The sequence below is a fragment of the Rhodococcus sp. OS5 genome, assembly GCF_056837585.1.
The window spans coordinates 2663849-2682303 of record NZ_CM166368.1; the positions used below are offsets into that span (position 1 = coordinate 2663849).

Annotated in this window: 20 protein-coding genes; 9 read left to right on the forward strand and 11 right to left on the reverse strand. The window is 61.8% G+C overall.

Annotated elements, in window-relative coordinates:
- Nucleotides 1-3: 3 nt before the first annotated feature.
- Genes ACVZUB_RS12590 through ppk2 form a run of 3 tightly spaced genes read right to left on the reverse strand, consistent with a single transcriptional unit; the run spans nt 4 to nt 5315 of the window.
- Nucleotides 4-1698, reverse strand: a complete 1695-nt coding sequence (locus ACVZUB_RS12590) for a SulP family inorganic anion transporter (protein WP_482628451.1) — start codon at nt 1696-1698, stop codon at nt 4-6.
- A gap of 17 nt (nt 1699-1715) precedes the next feature.
- On the reverse strand, nt 1716-4457 hold the full coding sequence (locus tag ACVZUB_RS12595) for a cation-translocating P-type ATPase (RefSeq protein ID WP_482628452.1): 2742 nt from the start codon (nt 4455-4457) through the stop codon (nt 1716-1718).
- A 27-nt stretch (nt 4458-4484) separates the two neighbouring features.
- The gene (gene ppk2 / locus ACVZUB_RS12600; RefSeq protein ID WP_482628529.1) at nt 4485-5315 is read right to left on the reverse strand and encodes a polyphosphate kinase 2; all 831 of its coding nucleotides are present in this window, start codon (nt 5313-5315) and stop codon (nt 4485-4487) included.
- 191 nt (nt 5316-5506) lie between these two features.
- Between ppk2 and ACVZUB_RS12605 the strand changes: the two genes are divergently transcribed.
- Together ACVZUB_RS12605 and ACVZUB_RS12610 are read left to right on the forward strand one after the other, a co-directional pair.
- Nucleotides 5507-5758 carry a three-helix bundle dimerization domain-containing protein gene (locus tag ACVZUB_RS12605; RefSeq protein ID WP_007734945.1) on the forward strand — a complete coding sequence of 84 codons (252 nt, stop codon included), beginning with the start codon at nt 5507-5509 and terminating at the stop codon, nt 5756-5758.
- Nucleotides 5759-5891: 133 nt separating this feature from the next.
- Complete coding sequence (locus ACVZUB_RS12610) at nt 5892-6269, forward strand: SHOCT domain-containing protein (protein ID WP_003942794.1); 378 nt, start codon at nt 5892-5894, stop codon at nt 6267-6269.
- On the opposite strand, the gene ACVZUB_RS12615 is transcribed toward ACVZUB_RS12610, so the two are convergent.
- Together ACVZUB_RS12615 and ACVZUB_RS12620 are read right to left on the reverse strand one after the other, a co-directional pair.
- Nucleotides 6247-7692, reverse strand: coding sequence for a hypothetical protein (locus tag ACVZUB_RS12615; protein ID WP_050656479.1), 1446 nt, complete (start codon nt 7690-7692; stop codon nt 6247-6249). The two genes, ACVZUB_RS12610 and ACVZUB_RS12615, sit on opposite strands and share 23 nt — an antisense overlap.
- Nucleotides 7693-7767: 75 nt before the next feature.
- The gene (locus tag ACVZUB_RS12620) at nt 7768-8166 is read right to left on the reverse strand and encodes a DUF7144 family membrane protein (protein ID WP_007734954.1); all 399 of its coding nucleotides are present in this window, start codon (nt 8164-8166) and stop codon (nt 7768-7770) included.
- 162 nt (nt 8167-8328) lie between these two features.
- Between ACVZUB_RS12620 and ACVZUB_RS12625 the strand changes: the two genes are divergently transcribed.
- A complete protein-coding gene (locus ACVZUB_RS12625) occupies nt 8329-8922 on the forward strand; it encodes a GNAT family N-acetyltransferase (RefSeq protein WP_482628453.1) in 594 nt (197 codons plus the stop codon).
- Nucleotides 8923-8939: 17 nt separating this feature from the next.
- Here the strand turns inward: ACVZUB_RS12625 and ACVZUB_RS12630 are convergent, their stop codons facing one another.
- The 4 genes from ACVZUB_RS12630 to ACVZUB_RS12645 form a co-directional block, all read right to left on the reverse strand.
- Nucleotides 8940-10016 carry an iron-siderophore ABC transporter substrate-binding protein gene (locus ACVZUB_RS12630; protein WP_223304443.1) on the reverse strand — a complete coding sequence of 359 codons (1077 nt, stop codon included), beginning with the start codon at nt 10014-10016 and terminating at the stop codon, nt 8940-8942.
- A gap of 142 nt (nt 10017-10158) precedes the next feature.
- On the reverse strand, nt 10159-10995 hold the full coding sequence (locus ACVZUB_RS12635; protein ID WP_030535637.1) for a helix-turn-helix transcriptional regulator: 837 nt from the start codon (nt 10993-10995) through the stop codon (nt 10159-10161).
- 55 nt (nt 10996-11050) lie between these two features.
- On the reverse strand, nt 11051-11377 hold the full coding sequence (locus tag ACVZUB_RS12640) for a DMT family transporter (protein ID WP_003942819.1): 327 nt from the start codon (nt 11375-11377) through the stop codon (nt 11051-11053).
- Complete coding sequence (locus ACVZUB_RS12645) at nt 11374-11724, reverse strand: DMT family transporter (protein ID WP_064073692.1); 351 nt, start codon at nt 11722-11724, stop codon at nt 11374-11376. Before ACVZUB_RS12645 ends, ACVZUB_RS12640 begins: the two co-directional genes overlap by 4 nt.
- Nucleotides 11725-11777: 53 nt before the next feature.
- Here ACVZUB_RS12645 and ACVZUB_RS12650 point away from each other — a divergent pair, with 53 nt between their 5' ends.
- The 5 genes from ACVZUB_RS12650 (at nt 11778) to ACVZUB_RS12670 (ending at nt 16468) form a co-directional block, all read left to right on the forward strand.
- A complete protein-coding gene (locus tag ACVZUB_RS12650; RefSeq protein WP_218695133.1) occupies nt 11778-12497 on the forward strand; it encodes a transglutaminase domain-containing protein in 720 nt (239 codons plus the stop codon).
- Nucleotides 12498-12526: 29 nt separating this feature from the next.
- Nucleotides 12527-13384: a type I methionyl aminopeptidase gene (gene map, locus ACVZUB_RS12655; protein WP_007734970.1), complete on the forward strand. Its 858-nt coding sequence runs from the start codon at nt 12527-12529 to the stop codon at nt 13382-13384.
- Between the two features lie 8 nt (nt 13385-13392).
- Nucleotides 13393-14904, forward strand: coding sequence for a cobyric acid synthase (locus ACVZUB_RS12660; RefSeq protein WP_003942774.1), 1512 nt, complete (start codon nt 13393-13395; stop codon nt 14902-14904).
- Nucleotides 14905-14988: 84 nt separating this feature from the next.
- Nucleotides 14989-15558, forward strand: coding sequence for an RNA polymerase sigma factor (locus ACVZUB_RS12665; protein WP_007734974.1), 570 nt, complete (start codon nt 14989-14991; stop codon nt 15556-15558).
- Nucleotides 15559-15634: 76 nt separating this feature from the next.
- Nucleotides 15635-16468, forward strand: coding sequence for an ANTAR domain-containing protein (locus tag ACVZUB_RS12670; protein WP_482628530.1), 834 nt, complete (start codon nt 15635-15637; stop codon nt 16466-16468).
- Here ACVZUB_RS12670 and ACVZUB_RS12675 read toward each other — a convergent pair.
- Nucleotides 16465-16890, reverse strand: a complete 426-nt coding sequence (locus ACVZUB_RS12675) for a DUF6069 family protein (protein ID WP_063316565.1) — start codon at nt 16888-16890, stop codon at nt 16465-16467. The genes ACVZUB_RS12670 and ACVZUB_RS12675 overlap by 4 nt on opposite strands.
- An 88-nt stretch (nt 16891-16978) precedes the next feature.
- Nucleotides 16979-17848, reverse strand: a complete 870-nt coding sequence (locus tag ACVZUB_RS12680) for a PhzF family phenazine biosynthesis protein (RefSeq protein WP_228232590.1) — start codon at nt 17846-17848, stop codon at nt 16979-16981.
- Between the two features lie 121 nt (nt 17849-17969).
- On the opposite strand from ACVZUB_RS12680, the gene ACVZUB_RS12685 reads away from it, so the two are divergent.
- Nucleotides 17970-18431 (forward strand): PPOX class F420-dependent oxidoreductase, encoded by a 462-nt coding sequence (locus tag ACVZUB_RS12685; RefSeq protein ID WP_063316564.1) that lies wholly within the window; start codon nt 17970-17972, stop codon nt 18429-18431.
- Nucleotides 18432-18455 lie beyond the last annotated feature (24 nt).

The window sequence follows — 18455 nt, forward strand, 5'->3', positions numbered from 1 at the left end:
TTGTCAGTCGCCGGTTCGGGTGCGGAATGCGTTCACGGCGGCTTCGACGGTCGGGTAGAAGTGCGTCGAATCGAATCGATCCCCGACTCCGAATCGGATGAGTCGATCCTTGATCGGACCTTTCATCTCTGCGAATGCCAACCGAATTCCTTTGCCTTCGAGGAATGTATCCAGATCGACGAGTTCGTCGACTGCCGTTGTGTCGAGTCCGGTGATCGGTTCGGCGGCTATAACCACCCAGTCGACCGGATCTGGCGCCTTGGCGACGACGGAGCGAACGTATTCGTCGAAGATCTCGCCGTTCGCGAAAAACAGTGGCGCGTCAAACCTCACCAACACCAGGCCGGGGATGCGATGCCCATCTGGATGGCGTTCGATGTCGTGGAATCCGGTGGGTTCGCCCGTCTCGACGAGTTCGGTTCGATGTGGCTGCCATACCTGCGCGATGACCGCTGCGAAGGACAGTCCGATCGCAACAAGGATGCCTTGTAGCACACCGACCAGGGCGACGCCCAGAAACGCCGCGACGGCGAGGCCGAATTCCACGGTGCTCATGCGCCACATGCGGACCATGCCGCCCACGTCGATCAGTGCACACGCGGCGACGATGACGACGGCGGCCAGTGTTGCATCGGGCAGATATGCCGTGAGTCCGGGAGCGACGAGGACGAACACCAGGACCGCGAGCGCCCCGACGACGCCGGCCAATTGTGTGTGCGCCCCACTCTGTTCGGCTACCGGAGTTCGTGACCCGCTCGCCGAGATCGGAAACCCGCCGAACAGCCCGCCGGCCACGTTCGCGACACCGATCGCCTTCATTTCGGTACTGCCGTTCACGTCCTCGCCGTGGCGGGCGGCGAAGGTGCGCGAGAGAACGCCGGTGTCGGCGAAGGCAATCAATGCGATACCGGCGGCGGGCCCGATCAGATGGCCGACGTCCTGCCAGGTGACTCCACCGACGGAAGGGAGGGGGAGTCCTTCCGGTAGTGCGCCGACCATGCCGATGTCATCGGTGAGACCGGCGGCAGCGGACAAGACTATGGCCGCGACAACGGCCACCAGAACGCCGGGAACAACAGGTACCCAGAGCCGGAAGGCGACTATGACGACTAGCGAACCGACACCGATGGCGGCAGCGAGGGGGTCGACGTCGCCACCCACCAGGGCCTTTGAGATCCCGCCGATTTCACCGAGTAGACCGGACGCGTCGACGGAGAATCCGAGCAGCTTGGGGATCTGACCAACTACGACGACGAGTGCAATGGCATTGAGGTAGCCGAGACGGATCGGTTTCGAGAGGAGTTCGGTCACGAAGCCGAGACGAAGGAATCCGCCGATCACGAGGATGAGTCCGACAAGAATGGCGAGAACACCGGCTAGTGCAAGCGCATTCTCCGAATCGCCGACCACTGCCAGCGGTATGACCGCGGCGGCAATCAGCGGCGCCAGTGACGAATCAGGTCCGAGTACAAGGATTTTCGAGGGCCCGACTACCGCGTACGCGAGCAAAGGCACGATGGTGGCGTACAGCCCGGCGTACGCAGGCAACCCGGCGGCCTCGGCGTAGCCCATGCCTGCCGGGATGAGCAGGGCAGTCAAGACGAGTCCGGCAGTGACGTCTGTTCGCAACCACTCGCGGCGATACCAACGGGCAGTCGCGACGCCCGGTAGCCGACCTAGACTCTCCGCCCACATCATCGTTTGATTGTCCTCCCTCAGTGGAGCGAACGGGCGCGCTCGGGGGCAACCGCGGTGGTCGCAGGGAGGGGCGCAGGTGCCTGTGCGAGGCGGCGGCGTCGAATTGCCTTGTCCAACTCGACGACAACCGGGATGATCAGCGACCAACCCAGGCAGGCGAGCCACTGGGCGCCGGTCAGTGAGGTTGTCATGAGGAGGTCCTGGAGGACGCCCGCCTCGACGGCGAATACGGTCACGACCGTGGGGATCGTCAAGATCTTGATGGCACCGAGAACCGGTGGAACCACGCCGGACTCGGGATCACGCCGCATGGTCAGCCCCGCGAGAATCGAACCGAGAGAGAGCACTACGAATGCTGTGGTCATGGGAACATTCGCCTCGGAAGTACTCATTTCACCGGGTGCGAGAAGCATCGCCGCGAGTGTCACGGCAAATTGCAGGACACCGTACGCGAGCCACTGAGCGACTGCGCTTCGATGTGCGATCGGCATCTTGGGATCGCGCGGAGGCTTGTTCATCAGATCCGGTGGCGGCGGGTCGAGCATGATCACGGCGACGGGGAACAGTGTGATGAAGAAGTGCTGGAACAGCACCATCAGTGGCGTCAGTGCCACACCCTCGTTGATGTTGAAGATGCTCGCAGCGAGGAAGAGGAGAACCAAGGAGAAGAGTTTCGACATCTGGTACCGGATGTATGAGACGATTTTTCCGTAGATGTTGCGGCCCAAAGTGATCGCGGTGATGAGGGTACCGAAGTTGTCGTCGGTGAGCACCATCTTGCCCGCCTGTTTGGTCACCTCACTGCCCGAGCCCATGGCGACGCCGATGTCTGCCTTCTTCAACGCGGCGGCGTCGTTGACCGCGTCTCCGGTCATCGCGACGACGGCGCCACCGCTCTGCATGACATCGACCAAGCGAAGTTTGTCCTGCGGAGTGACGCGGCCGAACACGTGCAGGTTCGGCAACGCGGTCGACAGTTCTTCATCGGTCATCGCTTGCAACTCGCCGCCGCCCACCGAGCCCGGGCCGAGTCCGAGTTCGGCACCGATCGCTGCGGCGGTGATGGCATGGTCGCCGGTGATCATGCGGACCTCGATGCCGGCCCGGTGTGCGGTGCGCACCGAATCGACCGCCTCCGGACGCAGCGGGTCGATGATGCCTGCCATACCGACAAACGTCAGGTCCTCGACAAAGGACATGGGGTCGGCCACGACAGCGTCTTCCCGTCCGTCGAGGCGTCTGACCGCGAATGCCAGCACCCGAAGACCCTTTTCGGACATGGACTGATTTGCTGCCGTGAGTTCGTCTCGGACTTCCTCGATCGGGACCTGCCGACGGCCGGGGAGAAAGGCCGAAGAACACCGAGCGAGGACGACATCGGGTCCGCCCTTGACCAATCCGACGAACTGACTTACGCCGTCGACTTCGAGATGGTGGTACGTGGCCATGAACTTGTACGCGGAATCGAACGGAACCGTCGCCACCCGCGGGTAGGTCCGTCTGGTCAGTGGGGCGTCGGCACCGATCTTTGCCGCGAGCACCACGAGCGCGGCCTCGGTCGGGTCGCCGACAACTTCCCCGGAATCGGAAACCGTTGCATCGCTGTCGAGACACAGTCCGTATGCGAGAAGGGTGAAGTCGGGTGGTGCCTCGCCGGCAACCTGCGTGATCCTTCCCGCTTTGGCGTAGCCTTCGCCGTCGACCGTGTACCAACGGCCGTGGACGTACAGCGATCGGACGGTCATCTGGTTCATGGTCAGCGTGCCGGTCTTGTCCGAGTTGATTGCACTGGTCGCGCCGAGTGTTTCGACGTCGGTCAGGTTCTTCACGACGGCCTTGGCGTCGGCCAGTTGACGGGCACCGTAGGCCAGCATCACCTGGACGAATGTTGGCAGGCCGGTCGGAATCGCGGACACTCCCATTGCGATACCAAGGAGCAGAAGCGTAGTCAGGTCCTGCCCACGAAGGAGCCCGATGACGACGATGACGATCACTGCCGTCCACGCGATGATTCCGAGAAGTTTGGTGAGAGAGTCCAATTCACGTTGAAGTGGCGACTTGCCAGGGGCGACCGCCGACAACATCGACGCGATCTGGCCTATCTGCGTCTGCATCCCGGTCTCGGTGACCACCATGGTCGCCGTGCCGCGGGTGACCGAGGTGTTCTGGAAGACCAGATTGCTGCGGTCTCCGAGCGGAATATCCGCGTTGTTCAGCGTATTCGGGTCCTTCGGTATCGGCGCGCTTTCCCCGGTCAATGCGGCTTCCTGCGTCTCCAGGGTGGTGGTGGCGAGCAACCGTCCGTCGGCAGCGATGATGTCTCCTGCCTCGACTTGGACGATGTCACCCGGCACCAGTTCGGTAGCGTCGAGTTGTATCAGGTTCCCGTCACGAATGACCCGTGCTTGGGGCGTCTGCATCTTGGCGAGGGCGTCGACGCTGGCCCGTGCCTTCAACTCCTGTCGAGTTCCGAGGACGATGTTGAGCACGACGAGCACCGCCACCACGATTGCTGTCGGCACTTCACCGATGGCGATGCTGACCGCGGCCACGGCGACGAGCATCAAGTTCATCGGATCTTTCAGCTGCAACAGCGCGATCGACCACGTCGACGGCGGTGGCGTCGAGGTGATTTCGTTCGACCCGTAGCGTCGTCGCCGTTGGTCGGCCTCATCCGACTGCAGTCCGCGCTCCGGGTCCGACTGCAGTACGGACACGACTGATTCGCCACTCTGCGCATGCCACGGCGTGGGGCTCATGACCGCACATCCTTTCCTTGGCGATCGTCAATACCGGGTCGGAATCCAGTGCAGCGGTTGTTTGGGCGTCTGGTAGCCGTGAGCCTTCTGCCGTTTCGGCAGGGTGATGTCCGTGGATTGCACGGGCTCGTAGGGGATCTGACTCAGAATGTGGCTGATGATGTTGAGTCGTCCGCGTTTCTTGTCATTGTTGTTTGCGACATACCATGGCGCCCAGCCGGTGTCGGTGAAGCGAAACATCTCGTCGCGGGCACGCGAGTAGTCGTACCAATGACTGAACGACTTCAGATCGAGATTCGACAGCTTCCAGATCTTTCGAGGGTCGTCGATCCGGCTCTGCAGACGTAAGAACTGCTGTTCTTCGCTGACCTCGAGCCAGTACTTGAGCAGAATGACTCCCGATTCGACGATCGCGCGTTCGACGGTCGGAATGAGCTGGAGAAATTGATGTGCTTGTTCTTCGGTGCAAAAGCCCATTACTCGTTCTACACCGGCACGGTTGTACCAACTTCGGTCGAAGATGACGATCTCACCGGCAGCCGGAAGATGCGGGACGTAGCGCTGGACATACATCTGCGAATGCTCTCGCTCGGTCGGGGCGGGTAACGCAACGACCCGGAACACTCGCGGACTCACTCGCTCGGTGATGGCTTTGATGACACCGCCCTTCCCCGCGGTATCTCGACCTTCGAATACGATGCAGACCTTGGCTCCAGACGATTTGACCCACTCCTGCAAAGCCACGAGTTCGCCGTGCAACGGCTTGAGTTTGCGGCGGTACACCTTGTTCTTCATCGGCTTTTCTGCCACGGGCGGCGCGTCGTCGGTAAGGGTCGACGGGGTGTCGTCGTGAAGAATCCGAGCGTTCTTTCCCACTTCCACTCCCTGGCATCATGAGCGCAACGCGAGCGCGCGGGGAACCGTCCGCCCTTATGTGTATGCCCCATATTCGGTGAACCTATTCTCTTCGCAATCGAGACCCGAATCGTGTTGTTTTCGAACCCTTTCCGAGTCTTGACGTGCTCGGCTGGACGGACGACCATTAATGGATGACTGGCGACGAAGAGTTGCTCCACGTCGAGCGGGTGATCACTCGCCTGATTTCCCGCTATCCCGCCGTTCCTCCACCGGAGATCGAAAACAGAGTGCGAACAATTCACCAGCGTTTTGCGGGATGTCGGATCCGCGACTTCGTGCCTCTTCTGGTCGAAAAAGCGGCCAGACAAGAGATCTCGGATCGGAGAATCGTGATTCCGATAATGGATGAGCGGTCGGCGAGTCTGAACTCTCTCGAGCTGTAGCCGGAACGGGGATCGTCGGCGCATACTGAAATGACCTTGGACCAGGGAGTTCTGGCCGAATGCAGGAGCTCAGGCGCGGAACGTCAGCCTCCCGAACTCCTGATGTGTAAAACCGAGTACAGGGAGCGTTGACATGGAAGGTTTCTGGGAATTCTTCTGGTTCATCTTCGTCTGCTTTGCCTTTGTGGCGTACTTGAGCGTGTTGTTCTCGATCATCACCGACTTGTTCCGTGATCACGAGACTTCGGGCTGGGCCAAGGCGTTGTGGATGATATTCCTCTTCGTCATTCCATTCCTGTCCGCGATGATCTACGTGGTCGTCAAGAATGACGGAATGACGAGGCGGTCGATGGAAGCCGCTCAACAGCACATACACGCGCAGAGTGATTACATTCGAAAGGTCGCCGGGAAATCGCCGACTCAGCAGATCGCCGACGCCAGAGAGCTTCTCGACTCAGGCGCGATCAACGAAGAGGAATTCCAGGCCATCAAGGCAAAGGCGCTGGCGTAGTTTTCGTATCTTCTGCCCCGGGCCTGGCGTCGTCGGTTCCGCCGTCGTCAGGCCCGGCGTCCTGCGCGGCGGCGCGTGCGGGACGAACCAATACTTCCAGTGCGACGAGAGCAACGAGCGCAATGACGACGATCCAACCAACGACCAATCCGGTGGGGTAGCGCCAGAAGAGCAGCAACAGGGCGGCGATGCCGATGATGGCACAGCGCAGTGGGACACGAAGCTGATTGGCCCACCGCTCCACCTGATTCGGCGTTCGGCCGCTTGCAGAATGCCGGACGAAGTCCAACGCCTGCCCGTAGCCTCGACGAACGGCGATCGCCGACGACGACCCACCGATCAGGTAGGCGCCGAGCCCCACCACCACACCGAGGAGCGCAACCGCGCGAAGGCTCGTCCGAAGCGGAACCAGAACTGTGTCGATGACAGCGGTGGCGGCGTCTGGCGAGAGGATATCGGTAGGGACACTGTCGAGGTAGATTGCACGTCCGATCAGAATTCCGATCGCAAGAACAAGCATTCCCAACGCAATCGACAGACCGACCAGGGACAGCGTACGAAGCCTGCGACCGGTTGGCGCAACGGCGACAGCGGCTGCTGCGCAAGCGATTCCCAACCACGGCAGCACCGCCGAGACCTTGTCGAGTGCCGAGACGGCTCGCTGCGCCTTCACCAGCTCGGGGGACTGGAAGAGAACAAACTCCTTGTCCACGGACGGGATTTTGTCTGCGAAAGCGAAGCCGCGGTCGGTCAGCGCCGTTTTCACGCGGTCGATGATCGTGCTCAGTGAAATGCTGACCGTTCCGCTCTGGTCGACCTCGACCGAGTCGGGTCCGTAGTTTCCGGTCATGACGGCGACGAGGGAGTTGTGCGCCGCTCGGTTCGCCTGAATCCAAAGGTCTTCGAACTGCTGCGTCCGAACGAGCGAGGCCACTGTGTCGTGGACGAAACTCTTCGCCTGGCCGGCGATCACCGGTGCCAAACCCACCAACGCCTGGTCCACGCGAGGGGCGTTGGCTTCGAGATTCGACACGTCCGTCAATGCTGTGAGTGCCTCGGTGGTGAGCCCTTCGACGTCGACGCGATCGAAGATCTCGTCCGTGACTTGATTCGTGATCTCCGCTTGCACGGCTGGATTCTCACCCAGTGGCGCTACCGTGCTGACGTAGCGGTCCGTGTCGAGGATCTGACTACGTACGAAGCGGGTGGTTACCGACAAGACTGCGAGCAGTGCGACCAGCACCAGCAGGATTGTCACCGCGGTCCACCGCAGCCCATGTCGAGGTGGTCGGGAGACTTTCTCGACGGTCGTTTCGCGGGCGCTGGGAGTCTGCTCGCGAAGTGTTGCTACCTCTTCGCGCAACCGGGCTAGTTCGGCACGTTCGTCCTCCTGGAGTGGTCCGTCGCTCGTGCCGTTTGCCATGATGGTCCTCCCGGGACGGAAACTACTGGCGCACAGTTGAAATGCTGAACTGCGAAGATGATTCGGCGGGTGACCTCAGATGACCTCGGGATTCCAGGTCGCGACGGCCCAGATGACGAATACGTCGAGCGCGATGATGATGATCGACCACCACGGCGAGTGGGGTAGCCACAGGAAATTCGCGAGGATCGACAGAGAACAGATGACTATCGCGCCTACCCGTGCCCACGTCGCGCCGGTGAAGAGCATGATTCCGACAGCGGTGACGAGCACACCGAGTACGAGGTGGATCCATCCCCACGAAGTGAGGTCGAATTGGTACGTGTATTCCGGGCCGACGACTGTCACGTCGTCCTCCGATATCGCCGAGATGCCTTGGAGGATTTCGAGCACGCCGACTGTGATGAGGAGAACGGCTCCGCCCAGCGCGCTTCCTTTTGCCACACCCTGCTTTACCAGTGAATCCTCGGACATGACCGCCCCTAGATTTCAAGCGCGAAATAGCCTGGCATATTTCCCTGTCCCGACCTTTTACGGTGGTGAAGTAGCCCGTCGGAGGGCAAATCAAACATTGAGCGCTGCACAGCATTGCGATATTCATTCGCCTACGAATTCGAAAGAACCTACCGTGACGGCATGGATATGGCGGACGTAGGTGTGGCGATGAGGCCTGCACCGGGTGTGATCCGGACGGACCGGCTGGTGCTCCGTACCTACCGCCCAGGCGATCACCGGGATCTTCTCACCTTCTACGGGCGCAGCGACGTATGCCGGTATTTGCTCAACGAACCCTGGAGTCTCGCGGAGGCTCGAGAGGCCGTGCAGACCAGAATGTCTCGCCGCGACCTGGCATCGGGCGCGGTGGCACTTGTTGTCGAGTACGGGGGCCGGGTTGTCGGAGGCGTGAGTGCTTGGCGAGTCGAAGAATCTGATTGCACAGCCGAAGTCGAGCACACCGCCGAACTCGGGTGGGCATTTTCGCCCGAGTTCGGCGGCCGAGGATTCGCGACGGAAGCAGTGACCGCTCTGATCGACCTCGCGTTCGCGACACCCCGATTGCGCCGCGTGGTCGCGCGAATGGATTCGAGAAACGAATCCTCGGCGCGACTCGCGCAGCGGATCGGTATGAGGCGAGAGGGACATTTTCGGCAGAACGCGTGGATCAAGAACGAGTGGACCGACACCGTGGTTTTCGCGACACTTCGCGGTGAGTGGCCTTCAGTTGCTTGATCAGACCGAGCGGGCTGCTATTTTGCGACCAGTTCGGTCAACTGTGGCACGAGTTCGTCGGTCGCCCACGGAACACTCAGAAGGCTGACGTACATTGTCGCCGCAGTCAGGCGATTGTCGGTGATCCACAGGTCCTTGCCGTTGGCGATGACCGGCCACCGCGAGAACAGAGTGTTGGCCAATGTGCTGTCGACTTCCGACTGATCGCTTGCCCAACCGAGATACACGTCGGTGTCGATCGTGTCGAGCTTTTCCATACTGATGCCGAAAAGGAACGAGTCGCCGGCAAAGTTCTTGGCGCCGTTCACCACGTCGGGAGCGACTGTGAGCCCGAGGTTTTCGACAAACTTGACGCGCGGATCGTCCGGACCGTAGATGGCGGTTTCGGTTTCTCCTTCACGGATGTAGGAACCGAAGGCGAAAGTGACTCCGTTGAATTCGGGATGACTCGCCTTCGATTCCTGGACCGATTCCTCAACCGACTTGATCAGCGCCGCGGTCTGAGCGGGACGCCCGAGTGCCTTGCCGACATCGGTGGCGAGGTTTTGCCACGAGCTGGGCTGATACGGCTTGGTGTCGTACGGGAGGGTCGGGGCGATCGAGCTCAGGCGCTGGTAATCCTGCTCGGAGAAGCCCGAGTACGGGGCAAGAATCAGATCAGGCGCGGCATTGAGAATCTGCTCGAACAGTAGCTCGCCGCTGTCGGAGTAGTACGGCGCAGGCGTGGGCAGCGTCTGGCCCGACTTTTCGAGTTCGGCGCGGGTCCACGGCAGGAACCCGTCGGCGTCGCCGGCCCAAGAGTCCTTCTGCATCGCGATCGGAGTGACACCCAGGGCGATGACCGTGTCTGCCGCTGCGGAATCGAGGGTGAGGATCCGTGTCGGCTCCTTGTCGATGGTGGTCCCGCCGAAAGCGTGCTTGATCGTCACGGGATAGGCGCCGTCCTCGACGGCGGATGCCGATGAATTGTTTTCCTGGGCGTCCGATGACGACTGTGTGCAGGCGGTCAGAGGCAGTGCCGCCGCCAGCATGAGCGCAACAACGATTCGTCGCCTCCGCTGGGGACGAATTCTCTGACGGGCAGATCTGAACACGCGAAACTCCTCGGGATTGATCAGGGAAGTGCTTGCACGACTCAGCGCAGTACGCACGTGAGAGCAGGCTTACCTAAGTGAATGTAGGGCGCGTGCGTGTAGCGAAGGGGCCAGCCGATGTCGACAACAGGTCAGGCTCGAGTCAGTTGACAGCGGCGAGCGCATTGCCGGGGGTGTAGCCGACCGTCTTGCGAAAAGCGGCGATGAAGGAACTCGACGTCCCGTAACCGACACGGCGGCTGACGGCGTTCACACTCATTCCGGTCCCGAGCATGCCGAGGGCCGTGCTCATGCGAACCAGAGTGCGCCACTGCGCAAAGCTCAAGGCGAGTTCCGCGGCAAAAATCCGGGTGACCGTACGTCGGCTGAGATTGAGAACGTGAGCCCACTGATCGAGTGATCGATCGTCGGCGGGATCCGACAGCACTTTGTCGACGAGCATCCGTAGCCGCGGATCTCGGGGGATCGGTACGTCGAAGTGAGGTGCCGATGCCGGGGTGAGGAGATCGACACAAACCTGCTGTGCCCGAAGGCGTTGTTCTGCAGGCATTCCGGTGTGGGCGAGGTGTATCAGCAGTGCCCGGGCTGCCTCACTCAGTGTCACGATGCACGGTTCGTTCCAGGCGGGAGTCCACAGCTCGGGGGTGAAGAGCGTGGCGCGGAATGCGACGTGGGGATTTGCCTGACCTTCGTGGAGGACCCCGCGGGGGATCCACAGGCCGACGCCGGGCGTGACGGTCCAGAGTTGATTGTCGATGATCATGTTGACGACACCGCGGTCGGACCAGATCAGTTCGTGCTCGACGTGAGCGTGCTCTGGCCACCGGGTGATGTGGTCGGTCTCGACGATGTACGTCGTGAGTTGGAACGGCGCCGGGACGGCGCGCGCCATCGGAGTGTGGCGGTCGGATTCCCGTAAGTGGGAATCGTCGTCCAGCTGTGGACCGTCGGCGATTTCACGAAGGGCAGGGATCAGCACCGTGGACTACCTCCAGAGCAAAGTTAGGTAAACCTTACACTGATGTGTGCAGCGATCAGTGACTCGCACCGAGTTCGATGAGAAGCACGCCTGCCGCGATGAGGCCGATCCCGACCATCATGAGCCTGGTCAGCGGTTCGCGAAAGAGAATGCGGGATGCGATTGCCGTCAACGCCACTCCACATGCGGTCCAGATTCCGTATGCGACGCCGATGGTGAGGCCCGCGTCGAGCGCGAGGGTCAGGAAGGCGAAAGCGGCGAGATACCCCACGGTGACAACCGCGAGCCATCGTTTGTCGCTGCCGTCCTGCGACGCCATCCGTAGTGACAACGTCGCGGTGACCTCGGAAATAATTGCAGCGATCAGAAATACGAAGGTCATGCTGGGTCCGCCGGCCCGCTGTCGGCGGCAGCCTGAGAGCCGAGTTCGACGCACAGCACTCCGCCGATGACCAGTGCAATCCCGATGCCCATGGTGGCCGTCAGAGGATCTCCGAAAAGGAAAGTTGCGAATACTGCGGTCAGGACAACTCCGGTTGCGCCCCAGATTCCGTATGCAACACCGAGTCCCATGCCCTCCCGCAGGACGAACGACAAGGCGGTGAATGCTGCGAGATATCCGCCGACGACCACGATGTACCAAGCCGGGTGATCGAGGGCGGCGCGCAACGACAGCGTCGCAGACACCTCGGTGAGGATCGCGGTGATCAACAACAGCCATTTCTTCACGGTTGGGATTCTGTCAGGCTCCACCGATTCCGGTCGCGCACTACGGTTGAGACATGACGTGCGTACTGCTCGGTGGAATCCGCAAAGGTGACATCCGCCACGACGCGTCGGGTGGCGATGTGGCCGCAACTCCGATCCTCGACTGGGGCCACGACGACGTGGCCCGCCTCTACGAGGACATTGCAGAAGGTGCGATCCAGTCGGCGCAGGAGTTCCTGGTGTCGGCGCATCGCAGCGTCGCTGCAAATATTCGGCCGGTGTACGGCCTCGACGACCGGCAACCCGTCTCGGTGACATTGAGTCGAGAGCGCGGATCCTGCAGTCAGAGACTGGCTATCGTCGAAGCGTTGGCTCGCCGCCGAGGTATCGCCACCCGAGTACGCGGTCTCGTACTACGCGGGGAATTCTGGTACCCGAGATTTCGGCGTCTACATGCGGTGATTCCGAAGTCAGTGCTGCTGGCGTGGCCGGAATTTCTGGTCGACGGACGCTGGCAGGACATCTCCGAGATCGTTTCACCTGCGGTGGTCTCAGCGCTCGAACCGTTCACGAATACCGGCAAGGAGACACTGTTCGACGCGATCGGACGCGCTCCGATCAGTTGGGGCAAGTCTGTTTCGTGTGATTGCTTGGACTTCTCCGAATTCGTCGACCGCGATCTGGGCACCTTCGAATCTCGCGACGTGCTCTTCGAGGAATTCGGACAGACGATGTCGACCCCCGTCAGAATTCTCGTCGACCCGGTTTTCCGGAACTGGAGTGCATCCGGCTGACGCGCGACGCGAGGTCTAGGCTGTTCTGCATGTCTGTGCGTACCCCATTGGTCCCTGGAACCGTCTCTCCCGTCCTCGCTGTGCCCTCGAAGATCGAGCGGCCCGAGTACGCGTGGAAGCCGACCGCCAAAGAGGGCAACGAGCCCTGGGTTCAGACGCCGGAAACGATCGAGGCGATGCGCATCGCCAGCAAGATCGCTGCAGGCGCGCTGCAGGAAGCCGGCAAGGCTGTCGCTCCCGGTGTCACGACCGACGAACTCGACCGCATCGCACACGAGTTCATGCTCGACCACGGTGCATACCCGTCGACGTTGGGCTACAAGAGCTTTCCCAAGTCGTGCTGCACGTCTCTCAACGAGGTGATCTGCCACGGAATCCCCGACTCGACTGTGATCCAGGACGGCGACATCGTCAATATCGACGTCACCGCGTACATCAACGGGGTACACGGCGACACCAATGCGACATTCCTCGCCGGTGACGTGTCCGAAGAGAACCGCTTGCTCGTCGAGCGCACACACGAGGCAACGATGCGGGCCATCAAAGCCGTCAAGCCCGGCCGCGCGCTCAACGTGATCGGACGTGTCATCGAGTCCTACGCCCATCGGTTCGGGTACGGCGTCGTCCGGGACTTCACCGGACACGGAATCGGCGAGACCTTCCACAACGGCCTCGTGATCCTGCACTACGACGAGCCCGCGGTCGAGACGATCATCGAACCGGGCATGGTCTTCACGATCGAACCGATGATCAACCTCGGTGGTATCGACTACGAGATCTGGGAGGACGGTTGGACCGTCGTCACCAAGGACCGTAAGTGGACGGCGCAGTTCGAGCACACCTTGGTGGTCACCGAGACCGGTGCAGAGATTCTCACCCTGCCTTGAGTTCGGAGATGCGCGGCGCTCTGCTGGTAGCCGGCACAACGTCCGACGCAGGCAAGAGCGTTCTGGTGGCCGGATTGTGTCGCATGTTGGCGCGTCGAGGCGTCCGAGTGGCGCCGTTCAAGGCGCAGAACATGTCGAACAACTCCGTGGTCACGCTGGACGGCGGAGAGATCGGCCGTGCGCAGGCACTTCAGGCGCGGGCATGCGGTCTGGAGCCGAGTGTTCGATTCAATCCCGTGCTGCTCAAGCCTGGAAGTGACCGCACTTCGCAACTGGTCGTTCGGGGCAAGGCGATGACCACAGTGGGTGCTCGCGACTACATGCAGCATCGGCAGTGGCTTCGCGCCGTCGTGGCCGAAGATCTCGAATCGCTTCGATCCGAGTTCGACGTCGTGATCTGTGAAGGCGCCGGTTCACCGGCCGAAATCAACTTGCGCGCAACGGATCTTGCCAACATGGGATTGGCTGAGGCTGCGCGGATTCCGGTCGTCGTCGTCGGTGACATCGATCGCGGCGGCGTCCTGGCCCATCTGTTCGGGACCGTTGCTGTGCTCTCGCCGAGCGACCAGGCATTGATCGCGGGATTTGTGATCAACAAATTCCGCGGTGACGTTGCACTGTTGGAACCCGGACTGGAACAACTGCGCAGCCTCACCGGTCGACCCACTCTCGGAGTGATCCCGTTTGCCGACGATCTTTGGCTCGACGCCGAGGATTCGCTTGGCGTCACCGGCAATGCCCCGGTAGGGCGCCCTGGCCCACCCGTCGGTTCGGCCTGGCTCACCGTTGCTGCGGTTCGGCTCCCGCGCATCTCCAACTCCACGGACGTCGAGGCACTGGCATGTGAACCGGGCGTGGCAGTTTCGTGGGTGACCGATCCGTCGCGGATTCGCGACGCGGACCTCGTGGTGATCCCCGGTAGTAAGTCCACCGTGAGTGACCTCGAGTGGTTGCGAAGTACCGGCCTGGCCGACGAGATCGTCGCGCGAGCAGGTCGCGGGCAAGCAGTCCTGGGAATCTGCGGCGGTTACCAGATGCTGGGTAATTCCATCGTCGACGACGTCGAATCAGGATCAGGGACCACCGCGGGACTGGGTCTGCTGGACCTCGATGTCGAGTTCGCTCCGGACAAGGTGCTGGCGCAGATGACCGGTACGGCAGACGGTATCTCGGTGTCCGGGTACGAGATTCATCACGGACGCGTCGTGCGCAACGGGGACCACCCATTGCTGGCGGACTCGAGCGGTATGCCGGAAGGCAGTGTGCGAGGGCCTGTTCGAGGGACACACTGGCACGGTCTCCTGGAAAGTGACGACTTTCGGCGCAGCCTGCTGCGTGAGCTCGCGGTTCCCGGTTTTGTTGCTGCACCCGACACCGCGGTTGCCGCGGTGCGAGAACAACAACTCGACCTTCTCGCTGATCTCGTCGAGCAGCACCTCGATCAGGATCTACTCGAGAAACTGATCAACGGTGGGGCGCCTATCGGGCTCCCCGTCATTGCTTCCGCACTCGAAGCCTGAGAGCGCTCCCGCGGGTGTCGACGTGGACGCGGTAGAATAGCCAGGCCTCACTCCCGCGACGGCTCCCTAGTAGGAGTGTGCGCGGTGACAGATCAATTCGACGGCTTGCTGACCGACTTCAGTGACGAGGTGCTGGTCGACTCGGCAATGCTCGGCGATCACGCGGCCTTCGACGTCATCGTCCGCCGATACGGCCCGCACTTGTATCGATTTGCCCGTCGACTGCTCGCGAGCGAGAGTGACGTCGACGACATCGTCCAGGAAACCTGCGTCGCTGCGTGGCGCCAACTTCCGGGGTTTCAGCGGCGCTCGAGCACCAAGACCTGGTTGTTCGCGATCTGTTCTCGCAAGATCTCGGATTTCTATCGAAAAGTCGGCTCCTGCGCCGCCGATATGGACGAACTCCGGGAAGAAGCTGATCCCCGTTTGCGTGATCCGAGCGAAGAAGTCTGCGGCACAGCATTTCTCGACGCCCTGGAATCCGAACTCGATCGCCTGCCACTGCGTCAGCGTGCTGCCTGGGTCTTGCGAGAAGTGGAGGGCATGACGTATCCACAGATCGCTGTTGTCCTGGAACTGAGTCCGGACGCGGTTCGTGGCCAGCACACTCGGGCGAGGCGGAATCTCGGTGTCGCACTCGATCGATGGCGATGACGACTCGGCGGTTTGCCGGGGTCTGTCACCGAACTCACTCTCCTTGGTGCCCGTGAAACTGGAAGAATGCTTCGTCGTGGATACCGCTTTCGACCCCAGAGGCTTCGACCCGAGAACCGAGGATTCGGTGCCGTCGGTACTGCCGGACGATGCGACGGCAACGGGTGCTGACGTCGCCGTCGAGGCTGCGGAAACTCGGCTGACGGCACGTGCGGTCAGAGAGTTGCTGGCAGCGCTCGGGGGAAGTATCGGCGACGAGGACGAACTCGTGGTTCTCCTCCAACGCGCCGTCGAAATCGCGAACGACGCCATCGACGGCGCCGACAGCATCGGCGTCACCATCGATCTTGCCGGGCAGACCTACACCGCCGTTCACACCGATTCGCGGACCCTGCGCGTCGACATCGAGCAATACGACGCCGGCGACGGACCATGTCTGCACGCGGCTCGAACCGGTGAAACCGTAGTCGTTGATGCCGAGACCAGCGCAGATCGCTGGCCGCGGTTCGCGGCGGCCGCGAAGGACGAAGGGATCAAGTCCTTTCTCGCGGCGCCGCTCTTCACGCCGGATCAGCGACTCGGTTCGTTCAACTTGTACGGACGTGCCCCAGCGGCCTTCGACAGCGTCGACGCGGAAGTCATGGAGATTCTCACGACAACAGTCTCACGCGCGATCGGAGACTTCTCCCGTTTCAAATCTGCCAAGGCCGTAGCTGACGCCCTGCAACGCGCGCTCGAGACTCGGGCGCCGATCGAACAGGCCAAAGGCATGCTGATGGCCATCCATCGGATCGACGCCGACACCGCATTTCACATGCTGCGCAGGCAGTCTCAGACCACGAACACCAAGTTGCGTAACGTGGCAGCCGAGATCGTCGAGACGTATTCCGCGCCGCCTACCGCGGTCTAGTTCGACGGAGACCGACGTACGGCCTCGAGCGCGACGACCACGCTCGCGGCGACAACCACGTGCATCAGCGCGAGCGTGACCGTGCTGGCGGCGTCGAAGTCCGCGGCAATCGTCAGGGCGATGGTGCCGAGCGCAAACACTGCACCCACGACCTGAGCGATGCGGATGATCGGCTCCCACTTCAGTGCGATCAACATTGCGAGCGACAAACCGACCAGCAACGGCACTACCGTAAGTGTGATGACCCCGCCGGGAGCTACGCTCGCCACCTTTCCCTGATCTGTCATCTCGAACGATCCGCCCGATGCCAGGCCGATCAACCACAGGATCAGGTTGGCGACGAGGGCCATGACCGTGGCCCCGAGTACGGCACGCGGCTTGGTGAGGTGGAGGTTGTGTGCGGTTGAAGCGATTGTAGACATGATGTTCTCCCGGCTCGATGCGATGCTCTTGTGACGTCGCTCTGGTGAATAGACCCGCCGGCGGGGAGAAACTCATCGCTGAGGTTGACTATTGCCCGTCGACGACGGGCACTGCGGTGCCGGTGACCGAGATACCGCCGTCGACCGGGATGTCGACTTCGAGCACACTGGGACGCCCGACGTGTCGGCCCTGGTGGATGGTGATCCGCCGCGGAGTGGCCGCGGGTTCGAGTTTGCGCAGGTAACCGCCGGTCGATGCCGCTGCGGACCCGGTTGCGGGATCCTCGACGATGTTTCCCACCGGAAACAGATTTCGGGCTTCGAAGGTGTTGTCGTCGAGGGGATGCAGGATCGTCACCGTGCCGGCCCACCCCTGCGCGTCCATCAGAATTCGCATTGCGGATGGATCGAAGGTGAACTCGTCGAATGTCGACTGATCACGAAGTACGACGATCGGGTGAGTGTTGCCGGCGTACGAAAGCATTGCGGGATACCGCGCGTCGAGCGCAGACGAATCGACGCCGATGAGCCCGAGCAGCGCTGTCAGCACGGCGTGATCGATCGGCGAGACCGACGGTTCGACGCTGGTGAAGGTCGCGGTGGACCTTCCGTCCTCGTCGGTCGCCGTGTCGATGGATACCGGTCCGATCGGTGTTTCGAATGTGAAGGTTCCCTCACCGTCTCGCTCGGTGAGAGCGATGGCCGTCGCAATAGTGGCATGACCGCAGAACGGTACTTCGGCGATAGGGGAGAAGTACCGGATCCGGCTGTGGCGCGGGTTGCCTCCGAGCACCGGTTCGATGAGGAACGCCGTCTCGGCATACCCGACTTCGGCTGCAACAGATTGTAATTCGGAGTCGTCGAGTCCACGCGCGTCGAGCACTACGCCGGCCGGATTACCGCCGGCCGGATCCGAACTGAACGCAGTCAGCCGGAGGATGTCGCGAGAAGTTGCCATGTCGACCATCTTTGTCCGCTGTCGTCCATCGAGGGAAGAGTGATCGCGCGATTGCGGTCCGCGATCTTCGAACTGGACTGCCTCCGGAACAAACCGGCCGCACGGCGTCGTTGGTGCAGACATGAGCAATGACACAGACACCGACGACGCGTTGTTCGCACTCGTGGCCGAGGGAAAACAAGGTGTGCTGGCAACCGTCAAGCGTGACGGCCGCCCACAGTTGTCCAACATCATTTACCGCTGGGATGACGAGTCGAAGACGGCTTCCGTGTCCGTCACGGCCGATCGCGCCAAGAGTAAAAATGCGATCCGCGATCCGCGGGTTTCCCTTCACGTCAGCGCGCCCGACTTCTGGAGCTACGCCGTGATCGAAGGACTTGCTGTGGTGACACCCGCAGCGGCCGATCCTCACGACGAAGTGTCGGACGCCCTGGTCGAGCTGTACCGGGACATCAGCGGCCAGGAGCATCCCGATTGGGAGGAGTACCGCGAAGCGATGGTGGCAGAGCGTCGACAGATCCTCACGGTGCGCGCTGATCACGTCTACGGAATGACGAGGCTCCCCAAACCGTCCGGTACCTAGAGCCGCGCCCCACTGGAGTTCGGC